Here is a 16,630-nt window from a genome sequence, read left to right as displayed (position 1 = left end):
ATTGTAACGCTATTTCAGGACAAGACAATTTCAAATTATTAAAAGCACCATGAGTCTATAACAGATTCTTGGTGTTTTTTTTATTCGATATATAAAGCTGTGTAAATGGACATGTAAAATAAACCCTAAAGGTAGGGGGGCGTTTTACATATTTTTACGTTATTATTTCTGGTTATGGTTTGGGGTACGGTGTCAAATCATTTATTGGACCTATAAAAGCAATGTATACTTTTAGAGACTTAGAGGAAGGAGAGCTTTTTATAAGTATTGGGTACTGGTTCTAGTCTGGCATTAGTTTAGATTGTTTTTTGGGATATGTTTAATTTGTTGTAGTAAAAACTATTTTTTTAATAAAAAAATAGTTTTTATTTTAGAATACTCTTAATTAAATCTGTTTTATGCATTAGAAAACATTTTGTATTATTAAATCACTACAAATTCTGTCGCTTCGTAATGTTCCTGTCTATAGGTTTTTTATATACTTAGCAGCGAACTACATTAAAATCAAGAAAACCAACAGTTTTATCGTGCTTTAATACCAGATTATGGCGTTCTACTGTATGAACTTCGTTAAACACAAAACACATAAACCTTAAAACCATGTTACAATTCAAAAAAACACAAATTATCTTTCTAGCAAGTATGCTAGTAGCACTACTAATCTCTTCATGCACCAACGAGACTTTTGAAGAAAACTTATCAATAGATTCTGTAGAACAGACTGCGGGTTCATCTAAATTGACAGTTTCTTCTTTTTCGGGGCATCATTACGTAGGAAACCTAGAATATGTTCTGGGTGATGTAAAGCAAGCACAAATTACAAACAAATTTATCACTACAGCGCATGTCGATAATGCACTAAATGGCTTCGAAGAAATGGGAGTTAATGGTATTCGAATAGCCATTTTTGCAGATGGCGTTAATCCTAACGAATCCATGTTTACCTATTTTTATAATCAAGCCAAAGCCAGAGGGTTCAAAATATTTGCAAACCCAGCACAACATGCTGGTGGTAAAAGAATAGCAAATGGAATTTTATCTGATGGAAATGGAGGTACAGGTCCATCAGTTTTGGGTAAGACTGAGGCAAAAAATGCACTTGTGGCAAGAGTAAAAGCCTTTGCTTCACAGTATCCATGTGATTGGATTAGTCCTTTTAATGAAGATTCTGCTCCGGGCAGTATTTGGTACGCAAACCAAATGACAAATATATATGCTGAGTTATATGGTAATGTTAATGGAGCAGAATTGATAGGTCCTTGCACTTGGGGTATACCAGCAGGAATATCGGTGCTTCAACAATCTAATATTGCTAACTATATCTCGATAGCAACCACTCATAATTTGGGTTTTAATCATAATTCATGGAGTGCATTTATAGATAATGCAGGAGATTTACCTGTTTGGGATTCAGAGGTTAATAATTTCAAAAAGTTTTCTGATTTAGAAACAAGAATTGATGCAGCAATCGATGCAGGAGTTAATGGATTGGTACTATATAATAGTTGGAATACAATTGATCTTAATTCTGGTGCTCTTACAAGTCATGGACAGGCATTTAAAGACAAAATTATTCAGTACTATTTTATCGAAAATAAAGAAAGCGGTAAGAGAATCAAGCCTTATGATAATGTAAATCAAAATTCTTTATTGGTTCAGGTACCAAGTTTCTGGAATGGTGTGTATTCTCAATGGGAATTAGTACCAACAAATTCTGGATATTTTCAGTTTAGAAATAGAGGTTCAAGAAAATATTTCAGACCTGTGAATAACAACGATTTTTCGGATATTGTATCCAAAACATCGTTTTCTGGTAATGGCTGGCATACGCAATGGCAAACTATTGATGCTGGTGATGATTATGTCTTTATAAAGAATCGTGGGTCACAGAAAAAAATACGTTCTAGAAATGATAATGATATCTCTATCAATAGCAATCCAGAAGCAGTTAGAATTAATCAAAGCCCTACAAGTTGGGTAGGTGATAGAACTCAATGGAAATTAGTTCCTGTACAATAACTTTTACAATCTAAACTTGTAAAAAGGTATACAAAATTAAGAGGTGAGTAGATATATTTTGAGTTAAACCTTGCTTGAGCAGATTTATCAGAATATATCTACTTTTATTTATAATAATAGAATGGTTATTTGGTCCATGTATATATCTTTTAAAATGTGGACCTATTTTTTCGTTGTTTATCTACCTAATAGCACCTTTAATTCGCGCCTGTAGTCTTCATTATCCGACATACCATTATGTCCTTGTCCGTTTAGTGTGATTAGGTGTATTTGTTTTTCGAAATCATCCTTAAGTTTAGAGGAAGACTCATAGGGAATAACACCGTCTTTATTTCCGTGAAAGATTGTTATTGGCATTTCGCAACTTTTTAAATATACATTTGTTTCAAATTTGTATTTTAGAATAGATGTAGGAACAAAAGAAAACCTACGACGCATCATATCTGTTAGGCTATAATAAGGAGCTTGTAATATTAAATGTTTTGGCATATTATCTGAAGCAAGTTTGGATGCCAGTCCTGTGCCAATTGAGTATCCTAGAATGATGATGTCTTTTTCTTTATATGTTTTTTTAAGTTCGTTATATACTATTTGGTTATCATCAAATAATTGTTCTTGACAGTTTATTGTACCTTCACTTTTTCCGTAACTTCTGTAGTCAAGAATAAAAAGATCATATCCTAAGTCAGTGTAGAATTTACTAATATTTCCCCAGGAGGCTAGTGAACCTCCATTTCCGTGTAAATAAAAAATGAGTCCCTTTGTATTTACTGCTTTAAATAGTAGTCCATTTAATAATTTTCCGTCAATCGTTTTAAAGTATAATTCTTCAAAATTTTGTGAAAAATTAAACTGATAATTCTGATCTAATTTTTGAGGAAAAAATAGCAATGTCTCCTGGATAAAATATAGAAGTCCACATAGGATGATATAGAGGCCCACTATTACTTTTAAAATAGTTAATATTTTAGTTCTCATTCTCTTTAGTTTATATCCAAGGTGAATCAATGTATAAGACCACAGAAACCAAGATCAATATAAAAAAATACAGACAATACTTACAGGTAAATAGTGATGATCATGCCCATAAATTTATTCAATGATATAATATCAAAAAAGAGGTTATTTTACTAAATAACCTCTTGTATTTGTAATCTGTAACTTATATGCTTAGTTATTCTGGCTAAAATGTTATCGTATGGCAATGATATGCTATAACAAAAACTAGTTAGCCTTTGTAAATTTACTTTAGCATCTACTGACTAAACATTATTTGTTTGGATTTACAGCCGCACCCACGGTTGCATCCTTAAACCACACTTCTGTATAAGACCCATTTTCATACTGTTTTGAGATATCACCGTTATAAATTTCGGCTCCTGCACACCAAACGATATTCTTTTTTGGGTCTTTTCCGTTAGTTTGGTTGTAGGCTCCTTGTTTAAAGTAATTTAGCTCTCCTTTATAAGCATTAGGTTTTTCTGTACCTTTTTGACCTATCGGAAAAAATAAATCTCTTGTTTGCTGAGGTATATCAGAGGGTTTTGCGAAATCAGAAGCCAGAAGATTCTTGGTAAATGTTTTTGTTGGGTGACCTTCACTTGTAAATGTTAGATACATGATACCTTCAAATACATTTACTTCATAACTAAATTCTTCTCCTAAAGCAATACCATCTGCTGGTTCTTCAGGATTTGTAGTGGCATCAGGCCCTACAACGGACATATCATACCCCCAAACAGCAGTCGAAAAGTCCCATCTGTTAGAATTATCACCTTCAGTATTGATTTCATAATTCCAATACACAGATCCTTTCTCTTGGCCCGGAAATTTTTTGTAACATATTTTTAGCGGTTCGTTTTTATGCCCATCGTTACTATGGATTTGCCCAACTACCACAGAATATGAAGCGGCTACTCTAGGGTCACCTGAGGTTGATACATGCATTACCTTTAAGGTACCTGTTAATTTTCCTCCGGTTTCTGTTTTCCAATATTCCTTTTGGTGCAATTCTGTTCTAGTATTACTAGAAGTTTTTGAAGTGATTCCAGAATTTGGTGTTTTATAAACTACCCAATTTGTTTTACCATCATTTTGAAGATAAAAGAAGTCTTTATTTTCATAATTGATTAATTCTTTAGACTTAGTACCATCACCCAATAAAATTTTCCATTTTTCAAAAAATGGAATCACATCACTAGGATACTTAACCTCTTTTATATTTTCTGCAATCTTCTCATCTACATTTTCAGTATTACTTTCATCTGTTGGTTTTTTCTTGGCATTTGAGCAACTATTCAGGAAAAATACTAGACCAATCATCAAGAGCGGCATTGTAAATAATGATTTCATAATTTTTATATTCATTTTGTTTAGATATTACTCTTTTATCGTACTAGATACAATGTTCTTTGCTTGTAAACGGTTTTATGAATACAAGTACAAATCAGAAAAAATACTTTTTATTCTAATAAGCTCTAGCTTTATTTTATGGGCTCGCAATTTACGTTTTTAAAATTTTACACAAAAATCATGACGATATAGTAAAACATGATTTAGTTTTATTAATTAAAGTTTGTCGGTAGCTATTCCTTTTATTTTTATGAACTTATTTTTGCAAAGTTTTTATTTGATAAGAGCTGTTTTATTTTAGAGTAAAATAGAAAGTTAGTATTTATATACTTCTGTATAATAAGGACCTTATGGGTACCTGTTTTTATTTACTCTCCTTGTCCAATATGCTATTATAAATCCGCCGATAATTCCTGGGACAAACCAGCCATATATACTTGGTAAAAAGTTATTTACAACCACAAATGCTGTAGTGGCAGAAATATATCCACCAATCATTTTTCCTAAATGTAGTTTCAGCCATTTTTTTCTAAGTAATTCTGGTTTTCTAAATAAAAGTAAATCTTTTACAGAAAAAATAATTCCTACAAGTGCAAAAACAACAAGAATTATGTTCAGCCTATTTGCAATTATAATGGGTAATGAAATCATTAATATACCAGTAACAATCATAATGATTGCTATCGATTTATCAATTTTCAGACTAGGGTTTTTTCTTTTAAAATTTAAGGCTCTATTTCCGGTTAGAACAAAGTATAAACTAAAAATTCCTACAGCAAAAAGAAAAGGGTTTTCATGATTAGGCAATACCGCTACTATCATTGCTATAATTCCTGATAACATCATCGAATAGAAAAAAAACAGTCCAAATTTCTTATGAACGGACCTTCCTTTTTTTGCAATCATTGATATTAAGCCTGTTAATAAAGAAATACCCCCAAATGCGGCATGAATATATATTAAAATTTGTATCGTTTTTTCCATAGTAGAATTTAGAGGTCCAAAAATCATATATAATATTGAGTCTATCTATTTTTATGTGCTGAATTGTTATTTTTTATTGACCAATTGGGACATACGTACTCCTGGTATAGACTAAAATAGTACATGATCAAGGAGCAATCCCTTTTTCTTGGAAAAGTACTTCTAATCAAATTTATAAAGTTATTACACCTTATTACTTAATTAATAGGGTTGTAGAAAATACATTATTGATAACTATATATGTTTATTAATGAGTTATCGTTTACTCCTTTCTTCTGGCAGTAAATCATTTTTAAAAGGGTTTTTCATAAAAGGAAAGACAAGTTGTTTAACGAATCCTTTTGGAAATGATGCATCAATTAATCCTGTTCCTTTGGGCCATTCATTACCCGGAAGATAATAGGTTCCAAAAATTTTATCTATGAAAGGGAAGACGACCGCAAAATTATTTCCGTAATGTTCAGGTTCTTCGCAATGATGCCAATGATGATATTGTGGAGTGGTTATAATGTATTTTAAGAATCCAAAATTAATTCTTGTATTGGCATGGATTAAAACCGCATGAATGGCGATAAACAAGATATAGACATTAAAGGTTAGTGTAGAAAATCCTAATACATAAAGAGGAATATAGGATACACTACGAGTAAAGAATATATCTATAAAATGAGTTCGTGATCCTGCAAGCCAATCCATGTTTTGTGTTGAATGATGTATCGAGTGAAACCTCCATAAATAATGGTGAGAATGAAAAAATCTATGTGCCCAATACTGAAATATATCTGTTATAAATAGCGCTAAGAATAATTCAATTACAAAAGGTAATTCTGAGACCCATAAGTGAACTTGTTCTAGGTTCATCCAACCAAAAAATGCAACTGCAGGTTTTTTCGTTATGACCCCAAATAATTGGATTGCTAAATGACTTATTCCGAAATAAATAAGGTCGGTTCTCCATTCTTCATGAAATTTTGACTGTAATTTGTTTTTAGGAAAGGCAAGCTCTATAGGGACAAACAAAAGTGCCATAATAAATAAATCCAGAATTAGCCAGTCTAAACCAATACTCCATTCTATTTTTTCTACAGCTCTACCTTCGACTGTAAATCCGCCAAATACTATTGCTAGTACTCCCAAGGAAATTCCGATTACCGCATTTTTTTTATTTTTATTGAGTAATATACTAACCAGTGCAAAAAGAAATGTCGCGATAATACCACCAAGCATTAGATTTTCGACCATATCTGCTGTGTAAATTTCACGAAACTCAGGAGTTGTTAATTGTTCTGGAAATTTAAAACACAATATCCCGACCAAAGATAGAGACCCAAGAAATATAGAAATAGCTCCACTAATTCGGCCTTCACCTATGCGCATTCGTGTAATTTGGTTTTTCATTTTCTTAAATTTATTGTAAGACGGTTGAATATAAATTAATTTGACATGATTTTCAACTTTTTTATAATATCCGTGCTTATAGAATGACTTAGGTGCGGTATAGTCAATAATATAAAAGTAGGATTCTTGTTATTAAGCGATTACAGAATTAAAGTTTTTATCAGTTCATGCATGAATTACTTTTTATCCGTATTCTTGGCAGTCATTTCTAGCTTTACTATTGATGGAAGGTATGCTTCGACCATTTCATATTCTACTGAACAACAGGGAAATGATGCTATTTTCCATTCCCAGAATATCTTAAATTGCTGATCTAAATATTTTGGATTATCACTAAAATCTTTATCATTCTCAAAAAGTATTATGTCTCCAAAATCATTTTTTCCGAATCCAAAGTCATATATTTTTCCTTCAGAGTCTTCAAAATTTAGATGAAAATAATCGCCTATGTAGTTTCCCTTGTATATTGCCAAAAAAGGATTAGGGACATTTTTCCAATACGCTCTTTCATATTCTATACTTTGTTTTAATTCTTCTTTGTAATTTTTTGGACAAGTCACAATAAAATCATTGATACTCCATAGATTTACGTTTGTTTTATCTTTTTTATTTGTTAAGTATCCATCAAAAACATACCCAGTAACAATAGAATCTTGTTGCGATGCAGAAATTTTTATCCATTCTCCTGATATTTTTTTTTCAGCATCATTAATAGATAATTTTATCCCTGTTTTTTTAATAATTTTAATTTCCTGTAAATGGTTGAGTGTTCCTAATTTTTGAGCATCTAAGCTTGGTTTTTCTCTTATATTTAGCCCATTTCTGGCATTGACATATCTTGTTTCTTGACCATAAACGAAGCTATTAACAAGCAATAAGATCATTAAGTATGAGGTTTTCATTGTCCTTCAGATTTATTATTGTTGAGTACTTGTATTATCTATCAAGGCATCTTTTAGAAAATGAACAAAACACTTTTTTAATTTAGAGATGTTATTTGTCTTCATAATACTCTATTTTTTTATTAAGAAGGGCTTACAAAGCTTTTTTAGAATCTGGATTAATGGTCTTTAGAGTCATTAAACTGCCATAGCACATTTACAAGTTGCCATTTTCCGTTAAGTTTTACAATATGCATATAATCAATCCAATTATCAGCGACTAGTTTTACCGAGGCTACCTTGTCATATACATCGAGAATGATTACTTCTTTTTTTGGGTTTTCGGGAAACTTGTCTTTGTTTTGATTATAAGTTTCTGCAAGTAAAATCATAGCATCTGTAAAAGTTTCTCTCAAATATTCCTTTCCAGTTTTTTTATTGGTCCAAAAAGTCCTCTTTATCATCCTAGGGTGTGCCGCACGTTCGAATTGTTGAGGTTTGACATTATGTTGGGATTCTATATAATCTAATGCGACTTGTGTAATTTGTATAGAGTCTTGTTGTGTTTGGCTATGTACAGAAAAGGATAGAAGAGGAAAAAGGGTCAATGGTATAATAATGGGTAGTTTCATAATTGACTTTGTTTATTGAATACTGAAGATTAATAAAAATTCATCATTTAAATACAAAGTATATGTTGTTTTATCTTTTTTTTAACCCTTCAATCAGTTGGCAACTACATTTTCAGTAGTGGCACATTTCAATTTTTCTTTTCGAATCATTTGGGTTGTGGCAATATTTTGGTGTAGATAGAGTAGGAGTAAATCAATCCGTTATTCTATCTATTGATTTTTTTGGTCTTAAGATATATATAAAACTTATCTGATTTTGAATTATTGAAAGCCAGATAGAGGGTTTATTCTTCAATACTTATATACCCAGGTTTTCCTCGTAAGCATTTTATAATTTGATTACTTCCTGGTTCGCCAGCATGATAGTGATAACCTCTTGCGCTATCTATGTGTCCACCACATTCATCTAAATCTGTTGCTTCTTTTTTATCTTTATCTAGCAAACCATAAATACCAAAACCATCTATGGCATATCCAATAATTGGGGCATGCGTGTCTGTTTGTTCAATTTCTTTTGTTGAACCTGTGACGGCATGGTAATGATATCCTCCATGGGGGTTTACATGTCCTCCATGGTCATCTAGTGGAGCAATGGTATGTGCTGCTAATATAGCATGAGTTGGTGCTGGCGGATCAAATTTTACTCCATTAAATGCAATTCCTATTCCACCTCTACCAAATTTTTGAGAGGAATTTTGATATTCTGGTTTTACGGGAATTACAAAAGTCGTTATTTGGTCTTTAAAATACTCAGGTAAGCACTCTACACAATGGTTTTTGTATTCTTCTTCAACATTGGGTTTTGCAGCGCCAAGGCAGCCCTTTTTAGTATCTGTAACTTTTATTGAGTCATTGTCTCTATATAATTTCCATTTTTCATCTTTATAAAATTTATCTAGTTCGGCAATAAAATGTCCAGAAACATCATAAACCTTTCCATTTTCAAACCAAATTCCTCCTTTTTCCTTTCCGTCTTCGATATGTCTTGGGCACCAAGGTCCCATTTTATGTTCTGTTGCTTGAGAATTTGTTTTTATAACATAGCAAAGAGTTTCAACTCCTTTTAAGCTAACTTTTTGTTCTGTGATCTCTCCGATAATATTTTCTGAAATAAAATAATCCTTATTTACCGCTAGTGTTTTGATATCTTCATCCGGTTTCTGATTTGATTTACAGGAGAAAATAAAAATAACAATAAGTAGAAGAGAGAGATTTTTCATTTTAAGAGAGTTTGTGTTTTTGAATAAGATTATTTATTTGGTATGAAAACTTAATTCAATTCAGGTGTTTTTTTGCCCGCAATTTTATCTTTTACAGATAACAAGCAATATGTTTGTTACGATTCGTATGACAATTAAAAGTACTGAATTTTTAGAGGATTACGAACCTAAATGATCATATTTTACTGTTACTTTTACTAAGGGATCATTTTAATTACAGTCGCAAATTTTGTGCGCTATTTTTAGTTATTATATTAAGATTTTGACTAAAAATTGTTTTATCAGCATTTTTCGTGTTGGTTGTAATTGAAGGTAATGAGATCGTATTAGAAATTTAGAACTTTAAAAGTTGTTTCAGAGTATGAGGATCGATCAAAACATCTCGTTTTAGAATCATCTAATTTGATAACTTAATTTAAGTCTTGCTGTTTGAGTGGTTGTTTTATTTTGTTATGGGATACAACCAAACTGGATAATGGCTATTGTGGCGGTCTGTTTTTATTTTTTCAAGCCAGTTTTTGATTCTGTCTCTTCTTTTATTAGCCTTTTTGCAAATTTATCAATATACCTTTCCGAAGTTGGTATTGAATTTAATATTAGTCTTTATGTCTAATAATTTCTTTAGTTTTTTTGCTTTATTAGTCATGTAAGAATCTGTTAACCAAACTCCGAGCTTTATTTTCTCAAAATGAATATTGACATTAGCTTTTTTGCAAGTTTCTGCATCTGGAAAAAATGGTACTCCATTAAATATCCATGTAAAAATTTTTAACCAATTTGCTAGTCTAGGAAACCAAATGTTATTTAATTCAATGGATTTCAGATCGCTATAGGAGTAAAATCCAGAATTCTGTTCTGTTTGTTCATCTATTAATTGAAACCCAGTATCCAGAAGTTGAAATTCAATTTTTGGATTTTTCTTCAAAACAATATTTTGCCTCATCATTTTTTTTCTGTTAGTTCTTATAATTTAAGAATAAAAATGGTTGTATCAAAATAGTCAATAAGAAACCTTTCTCAGAATCTCCTGATTTGCAGTTTATAAACAGTACCTTTGAAGTAAGAATTTTTTCAATTCTCCTTCACTTTTGGTTTTTTTATTTTCTTTTAGAAAGTCCTTCACGTAATTGAAACTTTTGGTAATTCATTTGATGTATGTTGTTACCAAATCTTACGAATTATCTACATCTAAGGGATTCATAGCTTATTATATTAATAAGCAGTCCCAACCGTTACAAAATATTTATGCATACACTTGGTGTAATCGGAACTTCCGAAAAGGAAGACGAACGTAGACTACCCATTCATCCTGATCATTTATTAAGGCTTCCTCATGATATTAGAAAGCAATTAGTTTTTGAAAAGGGATACGGTAAACCTTTCAAAATAGATGACGATGAAATTGCATCTCTTTCTGGAGGATTGGCTTCTAGAAGTGAAATATTGAAAGATATTGGATCGGTTATCATAGCCAAACCCGTTCTGTCTGATTTAAAAGAATTAAAAAAAGAAGGTATTCTTTGGGGGTACCCTCATTGTGCCCAGCAAAGAGAAATAACTCAAACTGCTATTGATCGCAAATTAACTTTGATAGCTTTTGAAGATATGTTCGTTTGGTCACCTAGTGGTTTACAGGGGCGTCATACATTTTATAAGAATAATGAAATGGCAGGATATTGTGCAATTCTCCATGCTATGCAATTAAAGGGAATTGATGGTCATTATGGAAATCAACGAAAAGTGATCATTTTTAGTTTTGGAGCTGTGAGCAGAGGAGCTATTTATGCACTGAAGGCTCATGGCTTTAGAGACATCACAATTTGTATTCAAAGGCCTGATCATGAGGTTAGGGAAGAGGTTCTTGATGTGCATTATGTTAGGATTAGAAAAGGAAAAGAAGGAGAAGCTAGAATGTTGGTCGTAGAACATGATGGATCAGAAAGACCCCTGACAGAGCTAATTAGCGAATCAGAAATTATTATTAATGGTACCTATCAAAATCCCAATAACCCTGTTGATTTTGTTACGCATGACGAAAAATCATACCTGAGAAAGGGTTGCTTAATTATAGATGTGAGTTGTGATGAAGGAATGGGTTTTTATTTTGCTAAGCCGACTACATTTAAAAATCCAATATTATCAGTTGATAATATAGACTATTACGCTGTAGATCATACACCCAGCTATTTATGGGAGAGCGCAACAAGGTCAATTTCTGCTGCATTAATTGTTCATCTCCCAACGGTTCTTAAAGGGCGTGATGCTTGGGACAAAAATGATACAATTCATCATGCGATTAATATAGACCAAGGTGTGGTACAAAAGAAAGAGATTCTTCAGTTTCAGAATCGAGCTCTTGGATATCCTCATTTAATAAAATAGGCTAAGTAGTTCAGGTAGATGATTTTTTAATTAAGTTTTCTGTACTTTCGCTGACTTTTTGAACTACTATTCTTACCACTATTTCGACTCAATTTTTCCTAATAAGTTTAGTGTTTTGGTAAGTGTTGGATATTTTCTTCTCGATTCTCATTTTCTGAGTACTTGGCTTAATAGTTTGACTCAAACACTTGATCTAGAACCTAAATTAGGTAATTTTAATTTCAGGTGTTTATCTTAATAAAGAAACCATTCTAAATCAGGGGTAATGATAAGAATGGTTTCTTTATTAATAAATCATTTTATATGTTACCTACATAATGGTATTCGGAGTTCCTTGCAAATCAACAGCAAAAAGTGCTATGACATCGTCGAAATAGAATTCATTAATGATATGATAATGATAAAATTTTTCACCATCACTATGCTGTGTTTCTCCATAATGCCCTCCTGATACATCTAAGTCCGCAGGATACGAGTTATCCATTTCTCTTCTTCCATATAATAAAAAACCATCTGCCAGAATACCTATTAATTTTTCATCATCATGAGAAAGTGTTGTGTTTTCAGGTACATCAGAAGATTCTATATGGTAATGATACCCAGAAGGGCCATTATGCGCTCCTGCATAATCAAATGTTTCTGCAATTACTTCTTCTATTGGTCTATTATCTCCTTCTAAATCATTAAAAATAGGGACTCCTGTTACAGAAATACCAATAGCACCTAATCCTGTAGCTGTGCTCGAAGCTGCTATCTCTGGTTCTGCAGGAACTGTAACAGTAAGGCCACGACTTCCTATACCACCCGGAGTTAAGGCAAGTGCTACTACGGGTTCTATATATAGGGGTTCTGTAGGTGCCCAGTACGGAGATGTGTGGTTAGGCAGACCATTTGACTCAATGGTAATATCATCACCATCAAATGAAATAGTTACCGCATCAGGATTGAATTCATCAAATGCTGATAGTGGAGTAACACCTCCGCTAGAGGAGGAGCCATCTGATGAATCATCTGAATCATCCGAATCATCATTATTATCACTACATGATGTAATGAATAGAAATGTTCCTAAAAGAAGTAAAATCGGGAATTTTAGATATTTCATTGTTTACAATTTTAAATTATGTTTAGTTTACGTGACTTTAAAAAGAGGTTTTGCAACTATCAGGTATAAAATAGTAACGCTTCTTTTTCTAATTTACGATTAGCCAGTATGAAATTACAGACATTTTAAATAAAAATAGGATTAAAAAGCATTAAAATCAGTGAATTATATTGGGCTTTCAGTGAATGAAACTTGGGTGTCTAGAATACCTTACGTCTTCTGATAGCTATAATATTCTACATCATCGTTGTAAATAATACACTATATTTCATATTTTTTAATTCTAAGACGATTATTATATAGAATTTGTCATGATCTTTTAATAAAAATTATTTTTAAGCTTTTCTGAATAGGGAAAGTTTTTGGTTCTAATGTATACTACTAGTTCTGTAGATGCATACTACATCTTTATTTTGATCAACTAAAAAACTAAATTAGTTTCACTATACATACTTTTCAGATCAAAAACCAATTGATGCCATTTAAAACTTTTGATACGCATTAATGTAGACAAAATTTCTTGAGAATAATAGTTCTAGAATGTATAGCAATTGGTCAATAGATAATTTTCACAAATTTCTAATGCTAGATGGTAGGATGTTTACTTTTACTGTTAATAGAAAAAAATGAAGTACTCGAGTGTTCGAAGGTTTTATTTTACTTTTAGATACTTTATTTCATGAATCCTTAATGATCAGAGGTTAATATTGTATAGGATTTCTAAAGATTTTACATTTGATATCTTTACCGAAGAAGGGTTGTTTTTTTGAATATATATTAGTATCGCAAAAACAACGAAGATCGAGATAGGGTAAATAACTCATTTGTGGTTATGATCTCTACTAGTCATTATTATTTGTTTTTGGGTGTGCGACACCTGAGAAGAAGGATTCCCATTTTTTTGTTTGCTCATTATATTTGAGAAATTCTTGTTTTATTGTACCATCGCCTTGTTTGGCCCACAAACCCCGAACGGGAGCACTTTTTTTACCATTATTAGGATACATTGTGCCCTCAAGAACCATGGCACCAGTTTCATTGAGGCTTCCCGAATAATCAATATGAAACATTGGACTCATCCATACCTGTCTCCATAGGCCAGTATTAGGATCGACAAAGGTCATGCCAGTTCCTGTACTACCAGACAGAGTAGTCCATTTCTCAAGTATCGCACAACCTTTTTCTTGCTTTGTATAGATTTGTTCCCCCATTTTTTTACCATCAGAAGTCAAAAAGTCCCATTCTCCCAATACAAAATCAAAGTCGCGATATGGACTTTCATCGGATGCACACAGAATTTGTGATTTTTCCTTTTCTTGTGAAAAAGAATACACCGTTGTTAATACCACCAAAAAAAATTGAAATATAGTTTTCATCGTCTTGAATTTTAAAGGGAGACGATTCTATGTACTTATTGTTACATATAAAAGCAAATAAAGATTCATACCCTTTATTGTAATGTATTGCTCTTTTCGGCTGTTATTTTTATATGATTCAAAACCCGTTTGTGTATTCGGTGAACAATAAAATTAGACCAAGTTTTCCAATAAATCTCAGGGGTGACATCTACTTTGTACCAAGTCGTTCCTTCTAATTCTGTTTGGTTTTTACCAATTTTTGTTAATTTAAACTGACCTTTGTATGATTTGAAATAGCCATCTAAATGTGGTGGATGAATTTCCCAAAATGGATTAAATTCATTCATAGGAATTGGCTGTTCTTTTACATCAAATTGTAATAGATTTGGTTCATTCCAGGTTGTAATTGGTTCGACAAAACTACCAGTTATAAAATTACAGTACCTAATTGCACCAACTCCAGTCCCTTTAATTGTAGCATCCGTTGGATAAGAAATCCCCGTTTTAAAAATCCAGTCAGTTGGTTCATCTATTTTATCAAAAGTTACAACGTTTTTCCAAACGTTCTCAATATTTGAATTAACGATAACGGTAGTTCTAACAGGAATTAGATTTTTAGGTTCATTGGTATAGTCAAAACTCATTGAAGAAAGACAAATTAGAAAAAGCCCTATGGTCGTATTTGTTGGGTTTGTCCACTTTCCTCTATTAGATTTAAACCCAAGATAAGAACCAAGCCAAACCACTAATGCAATTAAGGGCAATGACATTAGTATACAAATAAGTCCTTCAATAGCAAAAACTAAGAGCCCAACTAATACTATTCCGAGAGTTGCAAAACTCAATTGGTAGCTATCTCTTCTCGTTGTTTGGATCAGTCTTCCATTTATAAATGCGGGTAAAAATCCAATTATAAAAGGAATTACCAGAAATAGAGTCCATCCATAATCTTTAAATACTCCTATCTCAACATATCCCAAAATTGCGGATATCAGAAGTGTAATTAAAATTGAAAATAGTTTAGGGTTTTTCTTCATAGTTTGATGCTAATGTTTTACCACAATACTATAATAGCTATATCCTAGAATAGAATACAGCTTTTTAAGCTTTTTTATTTGTCATCAGTCATATGATCGCCACAATTTGCACAAAATGGTAAATGTGCATAATTTTCAGAATCACAATTATTACATTTTTTAAAAAGTTCGAGTCCACAGAATCGACAAAAGTTAGTTACAATGCCATACGTTTCTGTTTTATTTTTTTTCCCTACTGATTTATCCCATTTTTTTATTATAAAATCTTTGCCACAAGACGGACACATATGATTGTCTAGAGCTTTTTCGGCAGTTTCGGTTCGTACTTTTTTTGCTCTTTCGGTAGTAGAAACTTTTAACTCTTTCTTTTTTTGTTCGATAAAAGCTCTAATCTTATTGATAGCATAAATACCAAACAATACACTTATAATTATACCAACAGCAGATCTGATATATCCCCCATAACTTGGTAAATAGGGAACTAAACCAAAAAAGAAAGCATAAAAAGAGAACAGTACAAACCCCAAAAATAAGGGCCAGTATTTATGTTTTCTGAATTTTATGATGAAAAATATTCCTAAAAGTAGAATTGGTAAAATAAAGAGCAATCGAATTAAAAATACTTTTAAGTCATATTTTCTTATTGCTTTTTCACGTTCTTTATACGCTCTTTCTTTTTCGGTGTCAATACGTTTATAAATGCTACTTTTATCTTTGTTTAATAGCTGAATTTCATCGGTTATTTTTGTTAACTCTTTTTTCCATTCTTGTTGCGTTTTAAAGTATTCATCAAGTTCATTTGCTCTCGAAATAACTTCTTTGTCTTCTTTAGGAGAACCTACTGTTTTTCTGGCTTCTATCCAGTTGTCAAACGATTTTTTTGCGTTTTCATAATTGTTATTTACAACCTTAATTGTATTTTTAATACTGGATTTTTTTTCGTTCTTTAAATTGATTTCGGCATCAATTTTTTCTATATCAGACTTCTTTTTTGATATTATTTTGTTGTTATAAAATTCTTCGACCGTTGGCCTTTCTTTCCACTCGTCAACATCATCAATCAATTTGCCAGAAAGCGAAATTAAGAAAGCGCAAAGCACAATAGCAATAACGTAATTAATCAGTTTTGAAGTTTTTTCTAATTTCTTGTTATTAAATTCCATTATTTATTTTTGTAGTTAATAAACTTCTGTTCAGCTCTTCTTTGAGTGTTAAGAAATGCTTTTCGATAGTCTTACTGTCTTGGTATCTCTATAAGCCGG

15 protein-coding genes are annotated in these 16,630 nt (G+C 31.8%); 3 read left to right on the top strand and 12 right to left on the bottom strand.

From position 1 onward, the window contains the following. Positions 1 to 161 precede the first annotated feature (161 nt). Together DZ60_RS25785 and DZ60_RS0117595 are read left to right on the top strand one after the other, a co-directional pair. Entirely contained in the window at positions 162 to 284 is a 123-nt protein-coding gene (locus DZ60_RS25785; RefSeq protein WP_394332031.1) for a hypothetical protein, read from the top strand. 316 nt (positions 285 to 600) lie between these two features. Further along, entirely contained in the window at positions 601 to 2,019 is a 1,419-nt protein-coding gene (locus DZ60_RS0117595; RefSeq protein WP_025743342.1) for an RICIN domain-containing protein, read from the top strand. A 177-nt stretch (positions 2,020 to 2,196) separates the two neighbouring features. Here the strand turns inward: DZ60_RS0117595 and DZ60_RS0117590 are convergent, their stop codons facing one another. The 8 genes from DZ60_RS0117590 to DZ60_RS0117555 all read right to left on the bottom strand — a co-directional run bounded on the left by DZ60_RS0117590 (position 2,197) and on the right by DZ60_RS0117555 (position 10,432). Beyond that, a complete protein-coding gene (locus DZ60_RS0117590; RefSeq protein ID WP_025743341.1) occupies positions 2,197 to 2,997 on the bottom strand; it encodes an alpha/beta hydrolase in 801 nt (266 codons plus the stop codon). A 291-nt stretch (positions 2,998 to 3,288) separates the two neighbouring features. After that, positions 3,289 to 4,371, bottom strand: a complete 1,083-nt coding sequence (locus tag DZ60_RS0117585; RefSeq protein WP_034230057.1) for a polysaccharide lyase family 7 protein — start codon at positions 4,369 to 4,371, stop codon at positions 3,289 to 3,291. A gap of 348 nt (positions 4,372 to 4,719) precedes the next feature. Next, positions 4,720 to 5,355, bottom strand: a complete 636-nt coding sequence (locus DZ60_RS0117580; protein WP_025743339.1) for a hypothetical protein — start codon at positions 5,353 to 5,355, stop codon at positions 4,720 to 4,722. Between the two features lie 255 nt (positions 5,356 to 5,610). Continuing rightward, positions 5,611 to 6,753, bottom strand: coding sequence for a sterol desaturase family protein (locus DZ60_RS0117575; RefSeq protein ID WP_025743338.1), 1,143 nt, complete (start codon positions 6,751 to 6,753; stop codon positions 5,611 to 5,613). A 176-nt stretch (positions 6,754 to 6,929) separates the two neighbouring features. Further along, positions 6,930 to 7,655, bottom strand: coding sequence for an SH3 domain-containing protein (locus tag DZ60_RS0117570; RefSeq protein ID WP_081740526.1), 726 nt, complete (start codon positions 7,653 to 7,655; stop codon positions 6,930 to 6,932). Positions 7,656 to 7,813: 158 nt separating this feature from the next. Then, entirely contained in the window at positions 7,814 to 8,266 is a 453-nt protein-coding gene (locus DZ60_RS0117565) for a nuclear transport factor 2 family protein (protein ID WP_025743336.1), read from the bottom strand. A gap of 284 nt (positions 8,267 to 8,550) precedes the next feature. After that, a complete protein-coding gene (locus DZ60_RS0117560; RefSeq protein WP_025743335.1) occupies positions 8,551 to 9,486 on the bottom strand; it encodes a YHYH protein in 936 nt (311 codons plus the stop codon). Between the two features lie 559 nt (positions 9,487 to 10,045). Continuing rightward, on the bottom strand, positions 10,046 to 10,432 hold the full coding sequence (locus DZ60_RS0117555; protein ID WP_025743334.1) for a hypothetical protein: 387 nt from the start codon (positions 10,430 to 10,432) through the stop codon (positions 10,046 to 10,048). A gap of 299 nt (positions 10,433 to 10,731) precedes the next feature. Between DZ60_RS0117555 and DZ60_RS0117550 the strand changes: the two genes are divergently transcribed. Further along, complete coding sequence (locus DZ60_RS0117550) at positions 10,732 to 11,868, top strand: N(5)-(carboxyethyl)ornithine synthase (protein ID WP_034230036.1); 1,137 nt, start codon at positions 10,732 to 10,734, stop codon at positions 11,866 to 11,868. 310 nt (positions 11,869 to 12,178) lie between these two features. Here the strand turns inward: DZ60_RS0117550 and DZ60_RS0117545 are convergent, their stop codons facing one another. From DZ60_RS0117545 to DZ60_RS0117530, 4 genes are all read right to left on the bottom strand, one after another. Further along, the gene (locus tag DZ60_RS0117545; RefSeq protein ID WP_025743332.1) at positions 12,179 to 12,973 is read right to left on the bottom strand and encodes a YHYH protein; all 795 of its coding nucleotides are present in this window, start codon (positions 12,971 to 12,973) and stop codon (positions 12,179 to 12,181) included. A gap of 842 nt (positions 12,974 to 13,815) precedes the next feature. Next, on the bottom strand, positions 13,816 to 14,349 hold the full coding sequence (locus tag DZ60_RS24420) for a hypothetical protein (protein WP_025743331.1): 534 nt from the start codon (positions 14,347 to 14,349) through the stop codon (positions 13,816 to 13,818). A 74-nt stretch (positions 14,350 to 14,423) separates the two neighbouring features. Beyond that, positions 14,424 to 15,368, bottom strand: a complete 945-nt coding sequence (locus tag DZ60_RS0117535; protein ID WP_025743330.1) for an SRPBCC family protein — start codon at positions 15,366 to 15,368, stop codon at positions 14,424 to 14,426. Positions 15,369 to 15,442: 74 nt separating this feature from the next. Further along, on the bottom strand, positions 15,443 to 16,531 hold the full coding sequence (locus DZ60_RS0117530; RefSeq protein WP_025743329.1) for a zinc ribbon domain-containing protein: 1,089 nt from the start codon (positions 16,529 to 16,531) through the stop codon (positions 15,443 to 15,445). Positions 16,532 to 16,630 lie beyond the last annotated feature (99 nt).

This window comes from Aquimarina pacifica, from assembly GCF_000520955.1.
Classification (GTDB): Bacteria; Bacteroidota; Bacteroidia; order Flavobacteriales; family Flavobacteriaceae; genus Aquimarina; species Aquimarina pacifica.
Note: the sequence above shows the minus strand (reverse complement) of the source record. Positions and strands in the feature narration are given on the sequence as shown.